Consider the following 26905-nt stretch of genomic DNA (forward strand, 5'->3'; position numbering starts at 1 on the left):
TTGTTCTTTAAAAACTGGATAATAGACATCTTTTAAAAAAATAAGATAATTTTTATCTTGCAATAGGATATTCTAAAAATAAATTATTAAGAGCGTATGGTGGATGCCTTGGAATTGGAAGACGATGAAGGACGCGATTACCTGCGATAAGCTTCGGGGAGCTGGAAATAAGCTTTGATCCGGAGATGTCCGAATGGGGAAACCCACTATCTTTAATCAGATAGTACTGTACAATGAATTCATAGTTGTGCAGAGTGATACCTAGAGAATTGAAACATCTTAGTACCTAGAGGAAAAGAAAGCGAATGCGATTCCCTTAGTAGCGGCGAGCGAAAAGGGAGCAGCCTAAACCAGTCGTCAGACTGGGGTTATAGGACTGTCTATTAGGTTCGACATATGAAGAGTTACAAAATTTATATATAGCAGAAGTTGTTGGGAAGCAACGCCATAGATGGTGAAAGCCCAGTATGCGAAATGTATAAATCTCTTGACAGTATCCTGAGTACGGCGAGGCACGTGGAACCTTGTCGGAATTTGCGCAGCCCACTGCGTAAGGCTAAATACTAACCAATTACCGATAGTGAACCAGTACCGTGAGGGAAAGGTGAAAAGTACCCCGAGAGGGGAGTGAAATAGTTTCTGAAACCATATGCTTACAACAAGTCGGAGCCCGTTAATGGGTGACGGCGTGCCTTTTGTAGAATGAGCCGGCGAGTTACGATTACATGCAAGGTTAAGTTGAAAAGACGGAGCCGAAGTGAAATCGAGCCTGAATAGGGCGTTTAGTATGTGGTCGTAGACCCGAAACTAGGTGATCTAGCCATGAGCAGGTTGAAGTTAATGTAACAGTTAATGGAGGACCGAACCAACGTTCGTTGAAAAGACCGTGGATGACTTGTGGCTAGCGGTGAAATTCCAATCGAACCTGGAGATAGCTGGTTCTCCCCGATATAGTTTTAGGACTAGCGTCAGAATTAGTGCAATGGAGGTAAAGCTCTGAATGTATGATGGCCCCACCTCGGGGTACTGAATGCAATTAAACTGCGAATGCCATTGTTACATATCTGGCAGTCAGTCTATGGGTGATAAGGTCCATGGACGTGAGGGAAACAGCCCAGATCATCAGCTAAGGTCCCCAAATCAATGCTAAGTGGAAAACGATGTGGAATTGTTCAGACAGCTAGGAGGTTGGCTTAGAAGCAGCCATCCTTTAAAGAGTGCGTAACAGCTCACTAGTCGAATGATTCTGCGCGGAAAATGTACCGGGGCTAAGCATTGTACCGAAGCTATGGGTCTATATATATGTTTACATATATTGTGGGCGGTAGGGGAGCGTTCTAATCTGCGACGAAGTTAGACCGGAAGGACTAGTGGAGCGTTTAGAAGTGAGAATGCCGGCGTGAGTAACGATTGAAGGTGAGAATCCTTCATGCCGATTGACCAAGGTTTCCTGGGCTAGGTTCGTCCACCCAGGGTTAGTCAGGACCTAAGGCGAGGCCGAAAGGCGTAGTCGATGGATAACAGGTTGATATTCCTGTACCACCATGGTGACTGATGGAATGACGGAGAAGGCTAAAATGTCCCAGTGGTTGGTAGTGCTGGGCTAAGTACAAAGAGGGTTGTGTAGGCAAATCCGCACAACGTTAACCTTGAAGTACGATGGGGAGTGAACGGTTCGCTTAGTAACGAAGCATTTGATGCCATACTTCCAAGAAAAGTTTCTAAAGACATCACCATGGTGCCTGTACCGAGAACGGACACACGTGGTCAAGGAGAATATCCTAAGGCAAGCGAGATAACTATAGCTAAGGAACTCTGCAAAATAACCCCGTAAGTTAGCGAGAAGGGGAGCTCATAGCAATATGAGTCGCAGTGAAGAGGTCCGGGCGACTGTTTAGCAAAAACACAGCTCTCTGCTAAGTCGTAAGACGATGTATAGGGGGTGACGCCTGCCCAGTGCTGGAAGGTTAAAGAGATTTGTTAGCGTAAGCGAAGCTTTGAACTGAAGCCCCAGTGAACGGCGGCCGTAACTATAACGGTCCTAAGGTAGCGAAATTCCTTGTCAGGTAAGTTCTGACCCGCACGAAAGGCGTAACGATCCGGACGCTGTCTCGGCTATAGACTCGGTGAAATCTTAGTACCTGTGAAGATGCAGGTTACCCGCGATTAGACGGAAAGACCCCGTGGAGCTTTACTACAACTTGATATTGAATTTTGGTGTATTTTGTACAGCATAGGTGGGAGACGTTGATATGCAGACGCTAGTAGGCATGGAGTCACCATTGGGATACCACCCTTTCTATATTGAAATTCTAACTTGAGCCCATAATCTGGTCTAAGGATAGTGTCTGGTGGGTAGTTTGACTGGGGCGGTCGCCTCCTAAAAAGTAACGGAGGCGCCCAAAGGTACCCTCAATATGAATAGAAATCATATGTAGAGCGCAAAGGTAAAAGGGTGCTTGACTGCGAGACATACAAGTCGAGCAGGAACGAAAGTTGGGCTTAGTGATCCGGCGGTGCTGTGTGGAAAGGCCGTCGCTCAACGGATAAAAGTTACCCCGGGGATAACAGGCTAATCTCTCCCAATAGTTCATATAGACGGGGAGGTTTGGCACCTCGATGTCGGCTCATCGCATCCTGGAGGTGTAGTCGCTTCCAAGGGTTGGGCTGTTCGCCCATTAAAGCGGTACGCGAGCTGGGTTCAGAACGTCGTGAGACAGTTTGGTCCCTATCTGTCGTGGGCGCAAGAAATTTGAGGAAAGCTGTTCCTAGTACGAGAGGACCGGAATGGACCTACCTCTGGTGCACCAGTTGTCACGCCAGTGGCACAGCTGGGTAGCTATGTAGGGCATGAATAAGCGCTGAAAGCATCTAAGCGCGAAGTCAGTTCCAAGATGAGATTTCTCATTCGAAAGAAGTAAGATCCCTTGAATACTACAAGGTTGATAGGTCAGGTGTGTAAGCATAGTGATATGTTCAGCTTACTGATACTAATAGATCGAAGATTTATTGAAGAATATATTCTCTATTGCAAATCAAAAGTAATCAAATTTAAAGATGTCTGTTTCTAGTTTTTAGGGAGCAATTGCTAAACTATTTGGTGTCCATGGCGGAGTGGTCACACCTGTTCCCATCTCGAACACAGCAGTTAAGCACTCCAGCGGCGAAAATACCAGCAATGGGAAAATAGCACGATGCCAAATTTTTTTTATTGTTAATCTTAATGTAAAAATTAAGATTTTTTTAATTTTTACATTAAAATAAGTAAATAATTTTATTTTTAATTTATGATTGTTTTAAACCACTTATACACTCTGCTATTGATAAATCATTTTTTATTCATCAATATTATTAAACGCTTGCTTGATCTAAGCATGATAATGAGCATGTGCGACGACTTGCTAGTGAAGGTTGTCGTCCTCAATTACCATGAGGACAAGCATTAACAAATTTTAAAAAAACCCATATCCAATCCTTAAAATTTTACAACAATTAAAAGCCGATCCCTCTTTTTATGTTCGTAAAAGTGTAGCAAATAATTTAAATGATATTTCTAAAACACATCCTGACTTGGTTACAAAAATTGCAAAGGAATGATATGGTAAAAACAATCATGCTGATTGGATTGTAAAGCACGGTTGTAGGACCCTTTTGAAAAAAGGCAATATGGAGGTAATGAAAATCTTTGGTTTTACCAATATTGATTGTGTAAATGTGATTGATTTTGCTTTAGGTGCTGAATTTGTTTCTATTGGAGAAAATATGACTTTTTCTTTTAAGATTGAGACAAAAAAAGCAATCAAGGTACGATTAGAATATAGTATTGATTATGTGAAAGCAAGTGGTAAACGGAATCGTAAAATATTCCAAATATCAGAGATATATTTAAAGGAAAATGTGAAGAAATTTTACGCAAAAAAAATTGCTTTGCAGATATAAGTACAAGGATTACAGGAACTCATTCAATTTCACTTATTGTGAATGGTACTACTTGAGATACATTAATTTTAAGATGTTGGCTATTAAATAGTCTAATTAATTATTTAATTAACCTACATATCAATTTAATTAGAATTACAAAGTTGGAAAATTAAAAGATTTGTATTTTATTTTAAAAGTCTTAATATATATTATATATATTGTATACTATAAAAAACTATTAGTAGTATCAAAAAGGGGGTACTTATGAAAACATTAATAAAAACATTAAGTGTTTTAACACTTGCAACAACAACAGGAAATTTAACTAATGTATTAAACACAATTGAAGAAAAAACTAATATTGCAACTAATTATATTCAAAATAAAAAAAGTTTAGAAAATAAACATAGTGCAATTAACTTAGCAGATATAATAGTAAATAATAATTTAGGACTTATTAATAGTGGGAAGGATTTAGCACCATCTAAAATGAGTTTACTAATAGGTATTATTGAAGCAAATCATGCAATTAAATCATTAACTATTAATGATTTTGATATTAAAAGACAAGATAATAGTACTGCTACAATTATTGGTAAAGGTGATTATATAGGAACAGTTAATTTGTATTATAGTATTACTAATTTTGTTTCTCAAAAATTAACAAATGGAAACATTTATGATTTAGGTGTTGATTCACAAGGTAATATTTTTAGAGCACAAGAAGATAAGGTTTATAAGATTACTCCAACAGGATTAGAAATTTTAATGGCAGGATTAGAAGGATATTGGGCAGTTAGAGCCTTAGTAATTGATAATGAAGATAATGTTTATGTTGGTAGTGATAATGGTTTTGTTTATAAGAGTGATGGTGTACGTAGTTTTGAAAAAATTATAATAGCAGGACCAAAAAACTGAATTTGAGCTTTAACATTTGATAAAAATACTGAAACTGTTTATGTTGGCAGTAATAATGGTGTATGCAAAATCAGTAAAAATGGAAGCACTAGTTTAATGCAAGGAACAAATGGTGATCATATTCATAGTTTAGCAGTTGGTTCAGATGGCTCAATTTCTGCTGGTGATGATGATCGTGGAATAATTTATAAAAATGATAAAATAAGTCAAACTTTTGGAATATTTCAACAAATAAACGATGGGCATCAAATTGATAGTTTAGTAGTTGACAAGAGGCTTTTTAATAATCTGTGTATCTTTGTTTTATAAAGTACTAGTTTAGATTAATTCTATCTTCAAATTTTATCATAAAATGAGCAATTGCTGTATTTCAATTTTGAATAGGCAATTTTCATTTTTTTGTTATATTTTCAATTGCCAAGTAAAATATGGCTTTTCTCCCTTTATGTACTATTTTAATTTTATCACATAAATGCTGAGAAAAGCCTATCTACGGACTTCTCCCCACATTTTTAAATCAAACATAGAATTACAGTTTCAAAACTAGGTATCTTGTTGAATTTATATGCAGCTTCTTTAGCATATAAATGAACATGATGTTTTGCAACTTTGATATGTGTTTTAAATGTTCTTCTTATATGTTTTCAAACTGATTCAATTTGGTTGGTATTTACACCAATTTTTGAAACATAGCCATCTTGATGGTTAACTGTTTCATGCTTAGTGAAAACTGATTTAAAATCGCAATATCCTTTTCAAGAATCAGTATATACAAGACATTTTGAAGAAATGTGGTTTTTTGCAAACTGCAAAAGATTTTTACTCTTTGCGTTTTTCAATACTTTCACAATTAAATTATTGGTTGTTTTTTGATAAATGCCAACAATCAAGGTTTTATTCACCAAGGATCTTCCTTGTTTTTTAAAACCCATATGTGAAAGATACATTTCATCAATTTGCACTGTACCTTCAACAATAAATTGAGGTTTTTGTTTTGCAATACGTGTTCTGATTTTATGAGTCATTCTTCAAGCAGTTTTCAAAGTCACTCCCAATTCTTTTGCAATATCTGTTGATGGAATTCCATGTTTGGTGTTTATTCATCTAAAGATAAGATAAAACCAAGATGTTAAAGATGTTTGTGACCTTGAAAATATGGTGCCTGTGAGAATGCTAAATGTTTGATTACATTTTAAACATCTCATTCTTTTTAAATCAGAAGTATTCAAATTAAAATTAAAACACCTAATACATTTGTTTTCTTTCAAATTTGCTATATATGCAAGACATTGCTGTTCAGTTTGAAAAGCATTGTTGAATTCATTCAGTTTCATTATTCCCTCCACAAGTACATGTGGGGAGAAGTCCGTAAAATATTTTGAAAACTGCCATATCATTAGGAAAAACTTTTTTATTTCTGATGATTTTTCGTAATTGACTATTAACAGATTCAATAGCATTTGTAGTATAAATCACTCTTTTGATTTCTACTGGATAACTAATAAAAACCATTAAATTATCTCAATTTTTATATCAAGATTTAGTAATTTGAGGATATTGTTTATTTCATTTACTTTCAAACGATTCTAAAGCTTGCATTGCTTGTTCTTCACTACATGCACTATAAATTGGTTTTAAATCTGCAACTAGACCTTTTCGATGTTTGTATGAAACATATTTTAAACTATTTCTAATTTAATGAACAATGCATAATTGATGTTCTGTTTTAGGATAAACTGATTGTATTGCTTCTGACATGCCTGTTAAATTATCACTACAAGCAATAAGAATATCATTTAAGCCACGATTTTTCATTTCTGTGAAATTAGATAATCAAAACTTAGAACCTTCATTTTCACTAATTCATAATCCTAAAACATCTTTTTTGCCTTCTAAATCAACTCCTAATGCTATATAAACTGATTTGTTAATAATCCGTTTATCTTGTCGTACTTTAACTACTATACAATCAAAATAAACAATAGGATAAATACTTTCTAATGGTCGATTTTGTCATGCTTTAACATCATCAATAACATCATCAGTAATTTGACTAATAACACTTTCACTAATATCAGCACCATGATATAACTCTTGCAACTGCATTCTAATGTCAGATAATGTCATTCCTTTTGCATACAAGGAAAGAACTTGTTGATCAAAACCATCAAATCTTCTTTGCCTTTTAGGAACTATTACAGGAGTAAAATTACTATTGCGATCTCTTGGTACATCAATTTCAATTTTACCTTGTTGAGTTATTAATTTTTTTGAACTTGTACCATTACGAGCATTTTCAGTAGTAGTATGTTGATTTTTTTCATATCCTAAATAATTTTGCATTTCAGAATTCAACATTTTTTCAACTAATCTTTTTGTTAATTCTTTATATAAACCGCCAGGTTTAAAAACTGTTGTTAAATCTTCAGTATTTTCTAGTAATAAATCTACTGCTTTTGATATTGGATCATTATTATTAAAGTTATCTTTTTTAGCCATCTGTAACTCACTCTTTCTAGTCATTTAATTATATTTACTAGAATTAATTAAACATAGTTATTTTTGTAAGTTACACAGATTACTAAACATTTCCCTAAAATAATTTGCTGAATTATACTTGTAAGTGCAAGTAAATAAAATTGCAAAAAAATTCTCATATAAAAATTTCATAATGCTAAATTTATTTTATAAAAAAAGTAAGGAGTTTTTATATGAGTTATAAACATCTTGGCGTAGATGAAAGAATTTATATTGAGAATCAATTGAAATTTAAAGTTAAAATTAGTGAAATAGCTAAAAATCTTAATCGAAATATTAGTACTATTATTCGAGAAATTAATAGAAATCAAGATAATAGTAATTATTTTTCATTGATTGCACAAAATAAAGCTGAAAATAGAAAACAATCACATATTTTTTTTCATAAGTTTAAAAATAAAGATTTAGTAAAATATGTGCAACAAAAACTATTATTAGGCTGATCACCTGAACAAATTTATGGCAGAATTAAAAATTTTCATAAACAATGAGTTATTAGTTTTAAAACAATTTACAATTGAATTTATTCTGGATTGCTTGATCAAGTTACTAGTAAAAATTTAAGAAGAAAAGGCAAAAAACGCAAATCTCAAGAAAATCGTGGCAAATTCAATAGCAAATCAATTAAAGAAAGAGATCTTAATATTAATGATCGTATAACACTTGGTCATTGAGAAGGAGATACTATAGTATCATCACGAGGCAAAAGTAAAAAATGTTTAATAACTTTAGTTGAAAGAGTATCACGATTTACTTTAGCAATATTAGTTAAAAACAGAACTACTAAAGTTATTAACAAAAATATTAGCCATTATTTATCAATTCTTCCTAAAAATATTGTTAAAACCATTACTTTTGATCGTGGTAAAGAATTTTCAAATTGACAACAACTTGAAAAAAATTTAGATGTGAAAATTTATTTTGCAAATCCATATTCACCTTGACAAAGAGGTACTAATGAAAATACTAATGGTTTAATTAGAGAAAAATTTCCTAAAAAATTTAATTTTTCAAAAACTTGTAAAAATGAAGTTCATAAATTTATATTGTCTTTAAACCAAAGACCAAGAAAAATACTAAATTATCTTTCACCGATAGAATATTTGGATAGAAAAATAATTTAGTTGCACTTACCTTTACAATTTAGCAAAACATAATATTATTCCTGTAATTCTTCTAATTTTCATACATTACCTTTTAAATTACCTTTTCCAGTATAAATAGTAATCCATTTTGCATGTTGAACTGATAAAACTACTATATTAGCACTATCATTAAAGGTTTGTATTTGTACACCAGCAATTTTTTTAGGCTTTTCTCCCTTTATGTACTATTTTAATTTTATCACATAAATGCTGAGAAAAGCCTATCTACGGACTTCTCCCCACATTTTTAAATCAAACATAGAATTACAGTTTCAAAACTAGGTATCTTGTTGAATTTATATGCAGCTTCTTTAGCATATAAATGAACATGATGTTTTGCAACTTTGATATGTGTTTTAAATGTTCTTCTTATATGTTTTCAAACTGATTAAATTTGGTTGGTATTTACACCAATTTTTGAAACATAGCCATCTTGATGGTTAACTGTTTCATGCTTAGTGAAAACTGATTTAAAATCGCAATATCCTTTTCAAGAATCAGTATATACAAGACATTTTGAAGAAATGTGGTTTTTTGCAAACTGCAAAAGATTTTTACTCTTTGCGTTTTTCAATACTTTCACAATTAAATTATTGGTTGTTTTTTGATAAATGCCAACAATCAAGGTTTTATTCACCAAGGATCTTCCTTGTTTTTTAAAACCCATATGTGAAAGATACATTTCATCAATTTGCACTGTACCTTCAACAATAAATTGAGGTTTTTGTTTTGCAATACGTGTTCTGATTTTATGAGTCATTCTTCAAGCAGTTTTCAAAGTCACTCCCAATTCTTTTGCAATATCGAGGCTTTTTAATAATCTGTGTATCTTTGTTTTACAAAGTTACTAATTTAGATTAATTCTGTCTTCAAATTTTATCATAAAATGAGCAATTGCTGTATTTCAATTTTGAATAGGCAGAGGCTTTTTAATAATCTGTGTATCTTTGTTTTACAAAGTTACTAATTTAGATTAATTCTGTCTTCAAATTTTATCATAAAATGAGCAATTGCTGTATTTCAATTTTGAATAGGCAATGTTCATTTTTTTGTTATATTTTCAATTGCCAAGTAAAATATTTTTAAAACTGCCATATCATTAGGAAAAACTTTTTTATTTCTGATGATTTTTCGTAATTGACTATTAACAGATTCAATAGCATTTGTAGTATAAATCACTCTTTTGATTTCTACTGGATAACTAATAAAAACCATTAAATTATCTCAATTTTTATATCAAGATTTAGTAATTTGAGGATATTGTTTATTTCATTTACTTTCAAACGATTCTAAAGCTTGCATTGCTTGTTCTTCACTACATGCACTATAAATTGGTTTTAAATCTGCAACTAGACCTTTTCGATGTTTGTATGAAACATATTTTAAACTATTTCTAATTTGATGAACAATGCATAATTGATGTTCTGTTTTAGGATAAACTGATTGTATTGCTTCTGACATGCCTGTTAAATTATCACTACAAGCAATAAGAATATCATTTAAGCCACGATTTTTCATTTCTGTGAAATTAGATAATCAAAACTTAGAACCTTCATTTTCACTAATTCATAATCCTAAAACATCTTTTTTGCCTTCTAAATCAACTCCTAATGCTATATAAACTGATTTGTTAATAATCCGTTTATCTTGTCGTACTTTAACTACTATACAATCAAAATAAACAATAGGATAAATACTTTCTAATGGTCGATTTTGTCATGCTTTAACATCATCAATAACATCATCAGTAATTTGACTAATAACACTTTCACTAATATCAGCACCATGATATAACTCTTGCAACTGCATTCTAATGTCAGATAATGTCATTCCTTTTGCATACAAGGAAAGAACTTGTTGATCAAAACCATCAAATCTTCTTTGCCTTTTAGGAACTATTACAGGAGTAAAATTACTATTGCGATCTCTTGGTACATCAATTTCAATTTTACCTTGTTGAGTTATTAATTTTTTTGAACTTGTACCATTAAGAGCATTTTCAGTAGTAGTATGTTGATTTTTTTCATATCCTAAATAATTTTGCATTTCAGAATTCAACATTTTTTCAACTAATCTTTTTGTTAATTCTTTATATAAACCACCAGGTTTAAAAACTGTTGTTAAATCTTCAGTATTTTCTAGTAATAAATCTACTGCTTTTGATATTGGATCATTATTATTAAAGTTATCTTTTTTAGCCATCTGTAACTCACTCTTTCTAGTCATTTAATTATATTTACTAGAATTAATTAAACATAGTTATTTTTGTAAGTTACACAGATTACTAAACATTTCCTTATCTTTCAATTTTTATATCAAGATTTAGTAATTTGAGGATGTTGTTTATTTCATTTACTTTCAAACGATTCTAAAGCTTGCATTGCTTGTTCTTCACTACATGCACTATAAATTGGTTTTAAATCTGCAAATAGACCTTTTCGATGTTTGTATGAAACATATTTTAAACTATTTCTAATTTGATGAACAATGCATAATTGATGTTCTGTTTTAGGATAAACTGATTGTATTGCTTCTGACATGCCTGTTAAATTATCACTACAAGCAATAAGAATATCATTTAAGCCACGATTTTTCATTTCTGTGAAATTAGATAATCAAAACTTAGAACCTTCATTTTCACTAATTCATAATCCTAAAACATATTTTTTGCCTTCTAAATCAACTCCTAATGCTATATAAACTGATTTGTTAATAATCCGTTTATCTTGTCGTACTTTAACTACTATACAATCAAAATAAACAATAGGATAAATACTTTCTAATGGTCGATTTTGTCATGCTTTAACATCATCAATAACATCATCAGTAATTTGACTAATAACACTTTCACTAATATCAGCACCATGATATAACTCTTGCAACTGCATTCTAATGTCAGATAATGTCATTCCTTTTGCATACAAGGAAAGAACTTGTTGATCAAAACCATCAAATCTTCTTTGCCTTTTAGGAACTATTACAGGAGTAAAATTACTATTGCGATCTCTTGGTACATCAATTTCAATTTTACCTTGTTGAGTTATTAATTTTTTTGAACTTGTACCATTACGAGCATTTTCAGTATTAGTATGTTGATTTTTTTCATATCCTAAATAATTTTGCATTTCAGAATTCAACATTTTTTCAACTAATCTTTTTGTTAATTCTTTATATAAACCGCCAGGTTTAAAAACTGTTGTTAAATCTTCAGTATTTTCTAGTAATAAATCTACTGCTTTTGATATTGGATGATTATTATTAAAGTTGGAATGGCAACCCTTTTTAGGACTATTTTTTGGTAGACATTTGTTTTTGATAATTAACTGGAGTTAAGTAGTTTAAAGTGCCGTGAATTCTTATGTTGTTATATCAATTGATGTAATCAAATAATTCTAATTTTAATTTGATTAATGATGTAAAATTTTTATCATTAATAAATTCGGTTTTTAAAGTTTTAAAGGTTGCTTCAGCAAAAGCGTTATCATAAGGACAACCTTTTTTGCTTAAAGAGCGATTAATATTGAATGCTAGTAAAAGTTTATCAATAATTTTATTATTAAATTCATTACCGCGATCACTATGAAATATTTGAATATCTTTTAAACAGCGATTTGAGTGCATAAATGCTTGATATACTAATGATGCATCTTTTTTAGTACCTACACTATGTCCAATTATTTCGCGGTTAAATAGGTCAATTAATAAACAAATATAGTTTCACTTACCATTTACTTGAACATAAGTTAAATCACTAACAATAACTTCATTTTTAACTCTATTATTAAAGTTTCTATTAACAAGATTGGTTATTTGACTATCATTGACTTTATTATGATAATTTTTGAATGATAATTTAGTGTATTTTGATATTAAATTATGTTTATTCATAATTTCTTTAATTTTTCGTCTTGATAAATAAATTTCTTGGTTTTCTAGAATGACTTTTAATATTCTAGTACCATAAACTTCTTTATTTTTTTTAAAAGCACTAATAACAGCTTGTTCATAAATATTATTTTGAATTTTATTTTTTTTCTTTAAATTAAAATAATATGTTGATTTAGAGAGTTTTAAAAAATGACACATTGTGCGAATTTTATATTTAGATTTATTATTTGCAATAATCTCTACTTTCTGCCTATTATTAGTGCTGCTTGCTTTAAAATATCATTTTCCATTCTTAATTGTTTTAATTCTTTTCTTAATTTAATTAATTCATTTTCTTCAACAGAACGATTATCTTTAGTTTAAAAACTACCTGAATTAGTAAATTGCTTAATTCAATTGTAAGTAGCTGCTCTTGTAACATTATATTCTTTAACAAGGCAAGATACTGATTTGCCACTTTGATATAAAGCTACTATTTGTTTTTTAAATTCATCGGTATATGAGTTAATATTGGCCATAATTATAGTTCCTTTCTTTGTTCACTTGTCTATGTAATTAGTGTCCAATAAAGTGTAACCCATCCAGTATCAAGTATTATTTTAGTATTACACATATTATTATTACAAGAACCAAAATATGCTTCTCCTGACATATTTATTTTTAGACTGTTCTCACAATTTTTGATCTAATTCAATTTTTTCTAACATTTTAAAAACATTATTTTTTCCATATAATTGAGCTAAAATATTATAAAAACGACATATTGCTGTTTTTAATTCATCAATGTTTGCATTTATATGATAATTACTAATTGTTTTAATAAATGATTAAAAATCAATTTTGCCATCAAATAAAAGATGATGATCATTAAATTGTTTTTTTAAATCTTCAAAATTTTCAAAATTATCATTATTATTTTCCAACTTTTTAAAAGCATTATTTGATTCTTCATTTGCTTTAAATTTAACTTGTTAATTTAAAATATTAATAAAATCATTTATAGCAGGTAAATTTTTAAATTCATTATCATTTAAAATATTATTTTTTCCAAATAAAATTTCTTGATGATGTTGATAAGAATAAGTAGGAACTTGTTCATCTCTTATATTCAAATCAGGAACAATATAATCTAACGTTACAAAAGATCTATTAGGACTATATTTAAGCTTTACTGTTCCAATATAAATATCTTCATTTATTGAAGTAATTATTGCTTGATTTTGGTTATTAACAATTTTAATTTCCAAACTAGTTACATCTATATTATATTTATTACTAAAAATATCTATAATTTCTTTTTTTACTTTTTCATCATCATTTATAGCAGTTATGTTTTGTCCAATATAAATTTTACCTAAATTTCTTTTTCCTTTAGGAAAAATTATTTCTAAGTTTTTTTTCTTTTCAATTTCAATTTCTTCTTCAATATTTTCTTCCATTTCAGAATTATATAAAATACCAGTAGTTGCACCACTAATTAAAACCGCAGAACTAATTATTCCGGCAATAATTTTTGAATTTTTATTTTTTTTAGACATATAATACTCCTCCATATTTTGATTTCAAAAATAAGTTATTTATATTCTTGCCTTTGATATCAATAGATATAGACTAGTATTGTTTTTATTTATAATTTGTTTTATTAACAATTAAGATGAAAATTGTTTTAGAAATCTAAAACAATCAGTAAAAATTTTTAAAATTAGTTGATAAGGACTATTGATAATAATATAAATTTTATTAATAATAAAAAAATTATTGATTAGCACACTCTGGGCATTTCATAATTTTTCTTGCTGTTTTTGAGTTTGAAGCTAAATCATTACCATTAATTTCTTTATTACAACTTGAACAATGTAATACTTTTCTTTTTTTCATATCTCAATCTCCTTTATTTTTTTATTAATGCTTAAAATTATAGCATCATTAATAAAAAATGCTTTTTTGATGAAAACAAAAAGGTAGTTATGCCACTCATCAATTAATAATTTTTATAAAATTTGATAATTAATAACTATTATAATATTTTTTTCTTATTATTTATGTTGAAAATAAACTCTAAAAATATTATTAATTATTTATTAAAAATTGGTTTAATACTATTTTCAACCAATATTTTAAGTTATTAATAATTATTTTATGACTTATTTACTATTAAATATTCATAAAATAGAGCCAAACGCCATGATAATATGTGGTAAAGCATTAATATAAGTTCATGTTGACTTATAATCTACATCTTTGCCAACAAATAAACCAATAACTATTATAACTGAAAGAAATGATATAAATAGTGCTCATAGTCTTGATCATAATCCAGGTTTAACTGAAAATGGTATTAGAATATAAATAATACCTATTATAACTAATGTAGCTCCATTTTCATTTCAGCCATAGAAACTATAAGTTATAAATCCCGCTGCATACAATAAACTAAAAACAATAATTCATACAGCACCAATTAGCATTAATATTTTAGGTAAAGTTAATAACTTAAGACTTTTCATTTTTTTCCTCCTTAAATATTTTTTACATTAATTGTGATTTTAGTATTTTTTTAATATTATTAATATCATCAATTTTAACATTTTCTTTTGTCCTATTAATTAAAAACCCTTTTTCACGAATATATTTTGGAATAATATGAACATGATAATGAAACACTTCTTGAAATGCTTCGCTACCATTATTAGTTAAAATATTAAATCCTTTAATTTCGGGAATAGTTTTTATTAGCAAATTAGCAATTTTATGAGTTGTGATACTAACATCACTCACTATTTTGGGTGTAGTATCAATAAAAGTTTCAAAATGCTGCTTTGGAATTACTAGAATGTGTCCTTTAGTTACGGGATTGATATCCATGAATGCTGCTGTATTTGTATCTTCAAAAATTAAGTTATTTGTATCTTTAATAATTGTACAAAAAATGCATGCTTTATTTGTCATATATTTCACCTCAAATTACTTTATAAGTATAAATTAAAATATTAAGTATTATTATGGATAAAACTCTTTTACCTTATTTCAAAATCCTTCTTCATATATATTATTTTTTGGAATATATGTTGGAAATAAATTTTGAGCAGCGATTTTAAAGTTTTCAGCTACTGGTGAATCGTTAGTTGCAGAATCACTAGCAGATATAGAATATAACATTTGTCAAAATATATTTCACTTTGTTTCTTGGGTAATAGTGCTTTCGTTAGCATCACCCCTTATATACTTAGAGAAATCTGTCTCAAGACTAGCATTACCACTATTGTTTCATGAATGAATTAAATTACTAATTTCTGGAACTCAGCCTTTGTTTTTATTATTTAAAAAACTAAAATCTAAATTTTGTAAAAGGTTTAGGAAATAAATAGGAGCAGAGTAAGTAAATGTAGCAATATTATTATTCGTAGTGTAATGTAATCCACCATTAGTTACTCAACTTGCAGCTTCTTGGGTAGTAGTAGCAGTACTTAAGAAACCATTAGCACCAAAATTAGGATCAATTTCACTAATAGTTGAGGCATTACCGCTTGTTAATTGAGTAAAAAAATCAGAATTTAAAGTTTTTTCTTTTCCTGAATCATCATTTTTAACAATCGACTCTCACTTTGGAGATTCAGAAGGACTACTATTTCATTTTTGATCAATGCTTTGCGCATTTGCTAAATCAGTAGTAAAGTTTCAATTTACATTATAGTTACTCTTTTGTCAACCAGTAGTATCTTGTAATTGACTTATGTAAAGGTTATTTGTTTGGGTTGAAATTATAGGTTTACCTGCTTCATTATCTTTAATATCAACAATATTGTCTAAAATATAAGACATTGTAAATAAAGTTTGATTTAATTCTGGTAAAATTTGATATTGATAATATTGTTGATAACGAAAACGTAATAATCATTGGAAACGTTTTAAATATTTTGAATAAGTTGGAATATCAGTACCAGAAAGACCTTTTTGTGTTTTATTAATACCAGCACTACTATTTCATTTTTTAGCATCATTTGGTAATAATTTACCAATTTCATTACTATAATTGTCATCTGGATGTTTAGCAATGGCAGCTAATTGTTCATCAAAAGCAGCATCTTTATCACCATAATCTTTATATAAACTATCAGGAGTAAATATTTGATCAGGATCATTAACTTTATCAGTATCTTTATTTTTTTCTTTATAAAATTCTACATTTTGATAATTAAATTTACTTGTACCATCCTGATGTCAACTTTGATTTTGAAATAATAACTCATTATTATCTGCTGCTGATACTTTATCTAGTGAATTAGCTTTATTAATACCACTTAAGTACTTTTGAGTTAATAAATTTAATCCTAAATCATCTTTAAGTTTTATAAAAGCTTTATTGGCTTCTCCCATTGTAGTAGTACCATTTGCATTTTTTGTGTCTTCACTATAATGAAGTTTCTTATGAAAAAATTCATAAAATTTTTGCTGAGCAATTGTTCCTTCAACATCTTTTAAAATAAAATCAAGACCTTGTGAATAAGTATTCTTAAACTGAGCAGAAATCGTTTCATTAAAGTTTACTCCTAAAAAATTAAATAATACACGATTTTTATAATCATCAGGAATTTTACCACTAGGTAAATTACTCATATCACGTTCATTATCACAAGCAACTAATAATAATACAGGGCCAGATAAAAGAGTAACTGAAGTTAATAATGGTAAAATCTTTTTTATCTTTTTCATTTTTTATACCTCCCGTCTAAGAACTAATGATACTTGGATCATATCATCATAATGTTCGTTTCCCAACAACATCTAGATAATTAGCAATATTAGTATCCATACGAGCAACTGGTGCATCTTGTGTAAAGCCATCTCATGTATTATTAGTTTTTATAATATTATCCTTAAATGTTGCATTAATATTAATACCTTGTCTATTGTTTCAACGATTTTCTTTAGTTTTATCAAATCAACTTTTCATTTTTTCAACAAAGTCATTAATTTTCTTATCAGTTGGATCAAGAGGACTTGAACCAAATATATCCTGTAAATTTCAATGAATTAAACTTGAGTTATTATTAAAGTATAAATTATAATCTCATCAAGTTGCATCACCAATGCTACCAGTACCTCCAGTACCTCCAGTAAAGGCTGTTAATGCATCATTTAAATTAAAAGTAGGAGTTGTATTTGGAGTATATTTTTGTAATAAAAAACCAGTTTGTAAATAATCAAGATAAGGAGAATCAGATAATCCACCTGGACGCTCAGATAACGGTGCTAAGTCTTTTCACTGATAAGTATCTTTTCTATGATTTTTAAATGTTTTAATTATATTATAAGTTAATTCATCGCTTTTAGGTTTGTCTTGCTGTTGATATGTGATACCTGGCGTTTGAATAAAATGAATACCACCAGTATCAATAAAAATGCCAACTCCAGGTCCATTATTAACTGCAGCATCAGGAAGTTGTGGTCCTTTTATATCTTTCATATAAACTAAATCATTATATTGACTAGTACCATCTTTACCTTTATCTTTAATACTATCGCGGTCTATATAAGGAATTAAGTCATCTAAACCCTTTTCCTTGTCAGTTGGTGAAGTAAATTGTGTTAATTTATATGGTTGAATACCATCAACATTTTTACCAACACCTTCAGCACTAGTTACATAACGATATAAGTAATAATAAAAAGGACTATTCTCTTGTGAAGATTTAGTAATATCCATTAATCCTAAATCACCAGTTTTACTAACATCAGTAATAGCGGCCCCTTTTTCTTCGGTGAATGTTTGATCGAAACCATTGGTTCTAATATTGTTTAAAATTTCATTAATTTTAGTTTTATTTTGAGAAAACTGAGAAGCATTAATCTTTTCTTGTAAAGGTTTAGCAGTATAGTCAAAAGGAATAACAATTTGACGAGTTCAAATTAATTCTTGATTTCTTAACATTACTTTAGCTATTTTAGATTGATTATCACTTAATAAGCCATCAATAGTATTGTATGAATCTGTTTCATAATTACTATCATTCTTATCATCACTAGTTTTTACAACAGGAAGACTAATATTAACACCAGTTCATGTTTTAGCAATTTTGACATTATCGTTTAATTTTGCAATAGCATCTGATTCTGAATTATTAGCATTAGCAACAATTCAAATTTTGCTAGAATATTTACCAAGAGCGATACTACCTGCTTTACCATTAATGTATTCTTGTACACTATCATAAGTACCATTTGGATTGTTTTCGCTCTTTACTTGTTCTCATAAATCCTTTAATCAAATATTAATTTCATTTTGATTGTAGTATTTATAATCCTTATAATTACTAGTAACATAACTACGTTGAATAATACCTAAAGCACTCTTTTTTAAAATATTATCAATGTAAGTATTAACATCATCATCGCCCAATACTTTCTTTCATTGTTTTTCTCATGAACGACCATATTTTGCTTGTAATGATTTTATTTTATTTTCCATTTCAGATTGAGCTGCTGTCAAAGCAGCAAGATAATCATCTTTATATTCTGGAGTATTTTTTAAAATTGAAAGATTAATATATTGATTAATATCAGTATATAATGTTTTACCTCATCCACTGTTGGGATTATTTAATAAGTAATTAAAAAAGGTGTCAGTCGTAGTACTTGTATCTATAAAAGCACTATTTCAGTCGAAAACATTAGTTGTGCCTCTTTCATTTGAATTATTACAAGCTATAATAGACATAGTTGATGTTGATGATAACGTGAAAGCTGCAACTAAGGCAAGAATATTGCGCACTTTATTCACTCCTTTTAATTAAATCTATAGCAAAAAAAGATTTTTTAATTTATTTTACTAAGATATCTTAACATAAAATTTATATTTAAGGGATAGTTTTTTCTAATTAATTTTAAAATGAAATAACTAATTACCAATTATTTATCGGACTTCTCCCCACATGTACTTGTGGAGGGAATAATGAAACTGAATGAATTCAACAATGCTTTTCAAACTGAACAGCAATGTCTTGCATATATAGCAAATTTGAAAGAAAACAAATGTATTAGGTGTTTTAATTTTAATTTGAATACTTCTGATTTAAAAAGAATGAGATGTTTAAAATGTAATCAAACATTTAGCATTCTCACAGGCACCATATTTTCAAGGTCACAAACATCTTTAACATCTTGGTTTTATCTTATCTTTAGATGAATAAACACCAAACATGGAATTCCATCAACAGATATTGCAAAAGAATTGGGAGTGACTTTGAAAACTGCTTGAAGAATGACTCATAAAATCAGAACACGTATTGCAAAACAAAAACCTCAATTTATTGTTGAAGGTACAGTGCAAATTGATGAAATGTATCTTTCACATATGGGTTTTAAAAAACAAGGAAGATCCTTGGTGAATAAAACCTTGATTGTTGGCATTTATCAAAAAACAACCAATAATTTAATTGTGAAATTATTGAAAAACGCAAAGAGTAAAAATCTTTTGCAGTTTGCAAAAAACCACATTTCTTCAAAATGTCTTGTATATACTGATTCTTGAAAAGTATATTGCGATTTTAAATCAGTTTTCACTAAGCATGAAACAGTTAACCATCAAGATGGCTATGTTTCAAAAATTGGTGTAAATACCAACCAAATTGAATCAGTTTGAAAACATATAAGAAGAACATTTAAAACACATATCAAAGTTGCAAAACATCATGTTCATTTATATGCTAAAGAAGCTGCATATAAATTCAACAAGATACCTAGTTTTGAAACTGTAATTCTATGTTTGATTTAAAAATGTGGGGAGAAGTCCGTAGATAGGCTTTTCTCAGCATTTATGTGATAAAATTAAAATAGTACATAAAGGGAGAAAAGCCTTATTTATTTTAAAAAATTTAAAATATTATTTTTTTTAAATATTATTACTTTATAGTGCACAAATAATATTTTATTCATTTTTTAATTTTAAGAAAATTAGCACAAAATTAAGTGTATAATCATTAGTATAAGTATATTATATTTGGTGTAATGATATAGGAGTAAATATGAATAAAAAAATAAACATTAATGATAATATCTTTAAAAATGATTTTCCCTTTTTTAAAAATAATCCTGATTTAGTTTATTTAGATACAGCCGCTTCTTCACTAAAACCACAAATAGTTATTGATGCTGTTAGCGATTATTATGAAAAATATTGTATTAATCCACATAGTCAAGATTATCAACTTGCTGTTAAGGGAAATGATATATTTGAAGATACTAGAAAAACAATTAGTAAATTTATTAATAGTAACGAAAACGAAATAGTTTTTTGTCCTTCAGCAACTTTTGCTTATAATCAAATTGCTTTTGGCTTAGAAAAATATTTACAAGAAAATGATGAAATTTTATTAACCACTTTAGAACATAGCTCATTACTCTTACCATTTTATCGTTTGATACAAACTAAAAAAATTAAAATAAAATTTATTGAAACAAATAAACAAGGATTCATTACTGTTGAAAGTTTAAAAAAAGTTTTAACACCTAAAACCAGAATAGTTGCTTTTGCAAATATTAATAATTCTTTAGCAATAGAAAATGATACTGAAACATTAACTAATTTTATTAAAGAATATGGTAAAAAAAATGTTAAAAGTGATAATTGAATTTTTAAAAATATTTTAGTAATAATAGATGGTGCACAATCAATAGGACATATAAAAAATGATGTTAAAAATTGAAATATTGATTTTTTTGGATTTTCTGGTCATAAAGTTTTTGGTCCAACTGGAATCGGTGTCTTTTGAGGAAAAAACGAATGATTAAATATGCTAGATCCACTAATATTGGGCGGAGGCATGAATGGTGATATTTATGAAAATGGGAAATTTAACTTATTAAATAGTCCTTATCGTTTTGAAGGTGGAACACAAAATATTGCGGGTGTATTTGGGCTAGGTGCAGCTATTAAGTATTTATTAAACATTGGTATTGAAAATATTAGAAATCATGAAATTTTACTAAAAAAATACGCAATTGAACAATTAACAGCGCATTTAGGAAATAATATTGAAATTTATAATATTGATGGCAATAGTAGTAACATAATATTTAATATTAAAAAAGTATTTGCACAAGATGTTGCTAATTTTTTAGGAACACAAAATATATGCGTACGCAGTGGAACTTATTGTGCTAAATTATTACCTAATATAATTAACGCTGAAGTAACAATTCGTCTTAGTTTTTACATATATAATTGTAAAAAAGATATTGACTTATTAGTAATATCTTTAAAAAAAGGGATTAATGAAGGAGGAGATTTTTTAAATGAATTCTTTTAATAACAATCAAGACTATTATCGCAAACTAATTGTTGAACACTATAGTAATCCAAAAAATAAAAGTTTTAAAAATTTACCAAATAGTTTGAAATATCATCAAAACAATGAATCATGTGTTGATAATTTTCATGTTGAAATTTCTATTAAAAATAAAGTTATTAATAGCGCACGCTTTACTGGAATTGGGTGTGCTATTTCAACTGCAGCAACCGATCTTTTTTGTATTTTAATTGAAGGTAAAACAATATCACAAATAAAAGAAATTATTATTAATTATCAAGCAATGTTATCAGAAAAGCAATTTAATGATAAAATAATTGAAAATATGATTGCTTTTAAAAATGTACCAAGACAGCGTAATCGAATTAAATGTGCCCTTATTGGTATTAATGGTATTAATAAAATAATTGAGAAAGAATGTGAAAAAAATGGAAATGGAAATTAAGGATAAAATTAGTTTAAGAACCATTTATTTAAAAAAATTAAAAAATGTTTCTAAAAATAATTATCAAAAGTGAAATAAAATTATTTTCAATAAATTTAATGAATCACATTATTTTAAACAAAATAATGTATTTGCTCTTTATAATTCCTTACCATATGAAGTAGAAACTAAAGAAATTATTGAATTATTATGAAAAAATCTAAAACAAGTTTGTTTACCAAGAATGAATGGTGAACATTTGGAATTTTACTTTATTAATAGTTGAAACGATATCGTATTTGATAATGATTTTAAAATTGGACAACCAAGTTTAAATTGCCAAAAAGTTATAGGAAGTCAAATTTATTGTATGTTAGTACCATTAATTGCCTTTGATAAAGATTATTACCGTATTGGTTATGGTAAAGGTTTTTACGACCGTTATTTATCTAAAAATAAATTTAACTTTAGTAAAATAGGACTTGGTTTTGCTATTCAAAAAATTCATTATATAATTAATCACGATAATTGAGATATACCATTAGACTATATTTTTACTAATTAATATTTTAATCTAAAATTAAATACATTAATCAATAAATATGGAATGGCAACCCTTTTTAGGACTATTTTTTGGTAGACATTTGTTTTTGATAATTAACTGGAGTTAAGTAGTTTAAAGTGCCGTGAATTCTTATGTTGTTATATCAATTGATGTAATCAAATAATTCTAATTTTAATTGGATTAATGATGTAAAATTTTTATCATTAATAAATTCGGTTTTGAAAGTTTTAAAGGTTGCTTCAGCAACAGCGTTATCATAAGGACAACCTTTTTTGCTTAAAGAGCGATTAATATTGAATGCTAGTAAAAGTTTATCAATAATTTTATTATTAAATTAATTACCGCGATCACTATGAAATATTTGAATATCTTTTAAACAGCGATTTGAGTGCATAAATGCTTGATATACTAATGATGCATCTTTTTTAGTACCTACACTATGTCCAATTATTTCGCGGTTAAATAGGTCAATTAATAAACAAATATAGTTTCACTTACCATTTACTTGAACATAAGTTAAATCACTAACAATAACTTCATTTTTAACTCTATTATTAAAGTTTCTATTAACAAGATTGGTTATTTGACTATCATTGACTTTATTATGATAATTTTTGAATGATAATTTAGTGTATTTTGATATTAAATTATGTTTATTCATAATTTCTTTAATTTTTCGTCTTGATAAATAAATTTCTTGGTTTTCTAGAATGACTTTTAATCTTCTAGTACCATAAACTTCTTTATTTTTTTTAAAAGCACTAATAACAGCTTGTTCATAAATATTATTTTGAATTTTATTTTTTTTCTTTAAATTAAAATAATATGTTGATTTAGAGAGTTTTAAAAAATGACACTGGAATGGCAACCCTTTTTAGGACTATTTTTTGGTAGACATTTTTTTTTGATAATTAACTGGAGTTAAGTAGTTTAAAGTGCCGTGAATTCTTATGTTGTTATATCAATTGATGTAATCAAATAATTCTAATTTTAATTGGATTAATGATGTAAAATTTTTATCATTAATAAATTCGGTTTTGAAAGTTTTAAAGGTTGCTTCAGCAACAGCGTTATCATAAGGACAACCTTTTTTGCTTAAAGAGCGATTAATATTGAATGCTAGTAAAAGTTTATCAATAATTTTATTATTAAATTCATTACCGCGATCACTATGAAATATTTGAATATCTTTTAAACAGCGATTTTAGTGCATAAATGCTTGATATACTAATGATGCATCTTTTTTAGTACCTACACTATGTCCAATTATTTCGCGGTTAAATAGGTCAATTAATAAACAAATATAGTTTCACTTACCATTTACTTGAACATAAGTTAAATCACTAACAATAACTTCATTTTTAATTATATTATTAAAGTTTCTATTAACAAGATTGGTTATTTGACTATCATTGACTTTATTATGATAATTTTTGAATGATAATTTAGTGTATTTTGATATTAAATTATGTTTATTCATAATTTCTTTAATTTTTCGTCTTGATAAATAAATTTCTTGGTTTTCTAGAATGACTTTTAATCTTCTAGTACCATAAACTTCTTTATTTTTTTTAAAAGCACTAATAACAGCTTGTTCATAAATATTATTTTTTATTTTATTTTCTTTTTTCTTTAAATTAAAATAATATGTTGATTTAGAGATTTTTAAAAAATGACACATTGTGCGAATTTTATATTTAGATTTATTATTTGCAATAATCTCTACTTTCTGCCTATTATTAGTGCTGCTTGCTTTAAAATATCATTTTCCATTCTTAATTGTTTTAATTCTTTTCTTAATTTAATTAATTCATTTTCTTCAACAGAACGATTATCTTTAGTTTTAAAACTACCTGAATTAGTAAATTGCTTAATTCAATTGTAAGTAGCTGCTCTTGTGACATTATATTCTTTAACAAGGCAAGATACTGATTTGCCACTTTGATATAAAGCTACTATTTGTTTTTTAAATTCATCGGTATATGAGTTAATATTGGCCATAATTATAGTTCCTTTCTTTGTTCACTTGTCTATGTAATTAGTGTCCAATAAAGTTTAACCCATCCATACTGATTAAATAAAGAAGATCCAAATTATTCTAAGTGTCGACTTATTCATCAACAAGGGAAAAGAACAGAAGATGATGGTAAGTTTACTTTAAATGAAGAGGCTTGTAAAAAAATAATTGAATTATTTTTCGGACTTCTCCCCACATGTACTTGTGGAGGGAATAATGAAACTGAATGAATTCAAAAATGCTTTTCAAACTGAACAGCAATGTCTTGCATATATAGCAAATTTGAAAGAAAACAAATTTATTAGGTGTTTTAGTTTTAATTTGAATACTTCTGATTTAAAAAGAATGAGATGTTTAAAATGTAATCAAACATTTAGCATTCTCACAGGCACCATATTTTCAAGGTCACAAACATCTTTAACATCTTGGTTTTATCTTATCTTTAGATGAATAAACACCAAACATGGAATTCCATCAACAGATATTGCAAAAGAATTGGGAGTGACTTTGAAAACTGCTTGAAGAATGACTCATAAAATCAGAACACGTATTGCAAAACAAAAACCTCAATTTATTGTTGAAGGTACAGTGCAAATTGATGAAATGTATCTTTCACATATGGGTTTTAAAAAACAAGGAAGATCCTTGGTGAATAAAACCTTGATTGTTGGCATTTATCAAAAAACAACCAATAATTTAATTGTGAAAGTATTGAAAAACGCAAAGAGTAAAAATCTTTTGCAGTTTGCAAAAAACCACATTTCTTCAAAATGTCTTGTATATACTGATTCTTGAAAAGGATATTGCGATTTTAAATCAGTTTTCACTAAGCATGAAACAGTTAACCATCAAGATGGCTATGTTTCAAAAATTGGTGTAAATACCAACCAAATTGAATCAGTTTGAAAACATATAAGAAGAACATTTAAAACACATATCAAAGTTGCAAAACATCATGTTCATTTATATGCTAAAGAAGCTGCATATAAATTCAACAAGATACCTAGTTTTGAAACTGTAATTCTATGTTTGATTTAAAAATGTGGGGAGAAGTCCGTAGATAGGCTTTTCTCAGCATTTATGTGATAAAATTAAAATAGTACATAAAGGGAGAAAAGCCTTTCAGAAAATGAACATAATGAAAAAATTGCAAAAAAAATCATTTTTCAAAAAAAGAATAAAGAACAACAAATAATATTAAAAGAAAATGATTTCGTTTTTGTAACTAATGGCAGTATTACTGAAAGTACAACATACGGCGATCATAATACTCCAGCACCAATTAGTGAACAACTCCAATTAGGTGGAAGTTGAGAATTATGAGAAAATTTGGCAAAGCAAAGTGAAGATTTTGGAAAACCAGAAAAATTTTATGCAAATTTACCAAAAGAAAGTTGATTTATCTCAGCAACATTAACAACTATAGATAAAAAAATGGCACCTTATATTGAAAAAATTAGTAAAAGAGATCCATATGCTAAAAAAGTTGTAACTGGTGGAATTGTTACAGCTATCGATTCCAGTTGAATTTTAAGTTATACCTTAAATCGTCAACCACACTTTAAAAGCCGCCAATCAGATGATCAATTAGTTGTTTGAATCTATGGATTACTTTCAAATAAGGAAGGAGATTATATTAAAAAAGTATTACTGAATGTTCTGGCATGGAAATAGCTCAAGAGTGATTATATCATATTGGTGTTCCTGAAGAAGAAATCTTTTAACTTGCTAAAAACTCATGTAATGTGGTACCAGTTTATATGCCATTTATTACCTCATATTTTATGCCAAGAGAAATTGGTGATCGTCTTTTAGTAGTTCCAGAAGGTTCAAAAAATTTAGCATTTATTGGTAATTTTAGTGAAACTGAAGATGATACAGTTTTTACAACCGAATATTCAGTGAGAACTGCTATGGAAGCCGTCTATAAATTATTAAACGTTGATAGAGGAATACCAGAAGTTTTTGCTTCAGCATATGATATTAGAGTACTATTGAATTCAACTCATATTTTATGAGATAAGAAAAAAATTAATGATATACAAGTTCCTCTCATCTTAAAAATTTTCCGTAGAGGTGCATTAAAAAAAATCAAGGGAACTTTTCTAGAAGAATTACTTGAAAAATCTGGATTACTATAATAAATTCCAATATTTTTAATAATATTTATAAAATAAAAAT

Annotated in this window: 18 protein-coding genes, 2 rRNA genes and 7 pseudogenes; 12 read left to right on the forward strand and 15 right to left on the reverse strand. The window is 28.1% G+C overall.

Features of this window, described 5'->3' with window-relative positions; genetic code table 4:
- The first annotated feature begins 76 nt into the window (after positions 1–76).
- From AACL02_RS05730 to AACL02_RS05745, 4 genes and pseudogenes are all read left to right on the forward strand, one after another.
- Positions 77–3014 (forward strand): 23S ribosomal RNA (locus AACL02_RS05730).
- A gap of 82 nt (positions 3015–3096) precedes the next feature.
- A 5S ribosomal RNA gene (gene rrf / locus AACL02_RS05735) occupies positions 3097–3203 on the forward strand.
- A 161-nt stretch (positions 3204–3364) separates the two neighbouring features.
- Positions 3365–4094: pseudogene (locus AACL02_RS12495) on the forward strand (DNA alkylation repair protein); the annotation flags it as partial.
- A 91-nt stretch (positions 4095–4185) separates the two neighbouring features.
- Complete coding sequence (locus AACL02_RS05745; protein ID WP_339043349.1) at positions 4186–5148, forward strand: hypothetical protein; 963 nt, start codon at positions 4186–4188, stop codon at positions 5146–5148.
- Positions 5149–5351: 203 nt separating this feature from the next.
- Here AACL02_RS05745 and AACL02_RS05750 read toward each other — a convergent pair whose 3' ends face one another.
- A complete protein-coding gene (locus AACL02_RS05750; protein WP_281747836.1) occupies positions 5352–6173 on the reverse strand; it encodes an IS1595 family transposase in 822 nt (273 codons plus the stop codon).
- A gap of 34 nt (positions 6174–6207) precedes the next feature.
- A pseudogene (locus AACL02_RS05755) lies at positions 6208–7338 on the reverse strand (IS256 family transposase); the annotation flags it as partial.
- 212 nt (positions 7339–7550) lie between these two features.
- On the opposite strand from AACL02_RS05755, the gene AACL02_RS05760 reads away from it, so the two are divergent.
- On the forward strand, positions 7551–8501 hold the full coding sequence (locus AACL02_RS05760; RefSeq protein WP_339040235.1) for an IS30 family transposase: 951 nt from the start codon (positions 7551–7553) through the stop codon (positions 8499–8501).
- A 409-nt stretch (positions 8502–8910) separates the two neighbouring features.
- Here AACL02_RS05760 and AACL02_RS05765 read toward each other — a convergent pair whose 3' ends face one another.
- From AACL02_RS05765 to AACL02_RS05810, 10 genes and pseudogenes are all read right to left on the reverse strand, one after another.
- Positions 8911–9306 carry an IS1595 family transposase gene (locus tag AACL02_RS05765; protein ID WP_339043351.1) on the reverse strand — a complete coding sequence of 132 codons (396 nt, stop codon included), beginning with the start codon at positions 9304–9306 and terminating at the stop codon, positions 8911–8913.
- A 179-nt stretch (positions 9307–9485) separates the two neighbouring features.
- Positions 9486–10724 carry an IS256 family transposase gene (locus AACL02_RS05770; protein ID WP_339043624.1) on the reverse strand — a complete coding sequence of 413 codons (1239 nt, stop codon included), beginning with the start codon at positions 10722–10724 and terminating at the stop codon, positions 9486–9488.
- A gap of 98 nt (positions 10725–10822) precedes the next feature.
- Positions 10823–11749 (reverse strand): annotated as a pseudogene (locus AACL02_RS05775) (IS256 family transposase); the annotation flags it as partial.
- 61 nt (positions 11750–11810) lie between these two features.
- A pseudogene (locus AACL02_RS05780) lies at positions 11811–12928 on the reverse strand (IS3 family transposase).
- Between the two features lie 453 nt (positions 12929–13381).
- Complete coding sequence (locus AACL02_RS05785; protein WP_339043353.1) at positions 13382–13948, reverse strand: hypothetical protein; 567 nt, start codon at positions 13946–13948, stop codon at positions 13382–13384.
- Positions 13949–14165: 217 nt separating this feature from the next.
- Positions 14166–14288, reverse strand: coding sequence for a hypothetical protein (locus AACL02_RS05790; RefSeq protein WP_256468302.1), 123 nt, complete (start codon positions 14286–14288; stop codon positions 14166–14168).
- Positions 14289–14554: 266 nt separating this feature from the next.
- Complete coding sequence (locus AACL02_RS05795; protein WP_339043355.1) at positions 14555–14917, reverse strand: hypothetical protein; 363 nt, start codon at positions 14915–14917, stop codon at positions 14555–14557.
- Between the two features lie 22 nt (positions 14918–14939).
- Entirely contained in the window at positions 14940–15359 is a 420-nt protein-coding gene (locus AACL02_RS05800; RefSeq protein ID WP_339043357.1) for an HIT family protein, read from the reverse strand.
- A gap of 51 nt (positions 15360–15410) precedes the next feature.
- Positions 15411–17123, reverse strand: a complete 1713-nt coding sequence (locus AACL02_RS05805; RefSeq protein ID WP_339043359.1) for a hypothetical protein — start codon at positions 17121–17123, stop codon at positions 15411–15413.
- Positions 17124–17139: 16 nt separating this feature from the next.
- Positions 17140–19182, reverse strand: a complete 2043-nt coding sequence (locus AACL02_RS05810) for a hypothetical protein (protein WP_339043361.1) — start codon at positions 19180–19182, stop codon at positions 17140–17142.
- 186 nt (positions 19183–19368) lie between these two features.
- On the opposite strand from AACL02_RS05810, the gene AACL02_RS05815 reads away from it, so the two are divergent.
- From AACL02_RS05815 to AACL02_RS05830, 4 genes are all read left to right on the forward strand, one after another.
- The gene (locus tag AACL02_RS05815; RefSeq protein WP_339043628.1) at positions 19369–20184 is read left to right on the forward strand and encodes an IS1595 family transposase; all 816 of its coding nucleotides are present in this window, start codon (positions 19369–19371) and stop codon (positions 20182–20184) included.
- A gap of 250 nt (positions 20185–20434) precedes the next feature.
- Entirely contained in the window at positions 20435–21718 is a 1284-nt protein-coding gene (locus tag AACL02_RS05820; protein ID WP_339043363.1) for an aminotransferase class V-fold PLP-dependent enzyme, read from the forward strand.
- Positions 21705–22163: a Fe-S cluster assembly sulfur transfer protein SufU gene (gene sufU, locus AACL02_RS05825; protein ID WP_339043365.1), complete on the forward strand. Its 459-nt coding sequence runs from the start codon at positions 21705–21707 to the stop codon at positions 22161–22163. Before AACL02_RS05820 ends, sufU begins: the two co-directional genes overlap by 14 nt.
- Positions 22147–22707 (forward strand): 5-formyltetrahydrofolate cyclo-ligase, encoded by a 561-nt coding sequence (locus AACL02_RS05830; protein WP_339043367.1) that lies wholly within the window; start codon positions 22147–22149, stop codon positions 22705–22707. Before sufU ends, AACL02_RS05830 begins: the two co-directional genes overlap by 17 nt.
- Before the next feature lie 61 nt (positions 22708–22768).
- Here the strand turns inward: AACL02_RS05830 and AACL02_RS12500 are convergent, their stop codons facing one another.
- From AACL02_RS12500 to AACL02_RS05840, 3 genes and pseudogenes are all read right to left on the reverse strand, one after another.
- Positions 22769–23029, reverse strand: coding sequence for a transposase (locus AACL02_RS12500; RefSeq protein ID WP_422397846.1), 261 nt, complete (start codon positions 23027–23029; stop codon positions 22769–22771).
- A 12-nt stretch (positions 23030–23041) separates the two neighbouring features.
- Positions 23042–23575, reverse strand: a complete 534-nt coding sequence (locus AACL02_RS05835; protein ID WP_339043369.1) for a DDE-type integrase/transposase/recombinase — start codon at positions 23573–23575, stop codon at positions 23042–23044.
- Positions 23576–23587: 12 nt separating this feature from the next.
- Positions 23588–24708, reverse strand: a pseudogene (locus AACL02_RS05840) (IS3 family transposase).
- Positions 24709–24774: 66 nt separating this feature from the next.
- Between AACL02_RS05840 and AACL02_RS12505 the strand changes: the two are divergent.
- The 3 genes and pseudogenes from AACL02_RS12505 to AACL02_RS12510 form a co-directional block, all read left to right on the forward strand.
- Positions 24775–24900 (forward strand): annotated as a pseudogene (locus AACL02_RS12505) (oleate hydratase); the annotation flags it as partial.
- Between the two features lie 40 nt (positions 24901–24940).
- The gene (locus tag AACL02_RS05850; RefSeq protein WP_339043373.1) at positions 24941–25762 is read left to right on the forward strand and encodes an IS1595 family transposase; all 822 of its coding nucleotides are present in this window, start codon (positions 24941–24943) and stop codon (positions 25760–25762) included.
- Between the two features lie 87 nt (positions 25763–25849).
- A pseudogene (locus AACL02_RS12510) lies at positions 25850–26865 on the forward strand (oleate hydratase); the annotation flags it as partial.
- Positions 26866–26905 lie beyond the last annotated feature (40 nt).

Origin of the sequence: Spiroplasma endosymbiont of Apeira syringaria (genome assembly GCF_964020205.1) — a bacterium.
GTDB classification, from domain to species: Bacteria; Bacillota_I; Bacilli_A; order Mycoplasmatales; family VBWQ01; genus Spiroplasma_E; species Spiroplasma_E ixodetis_A.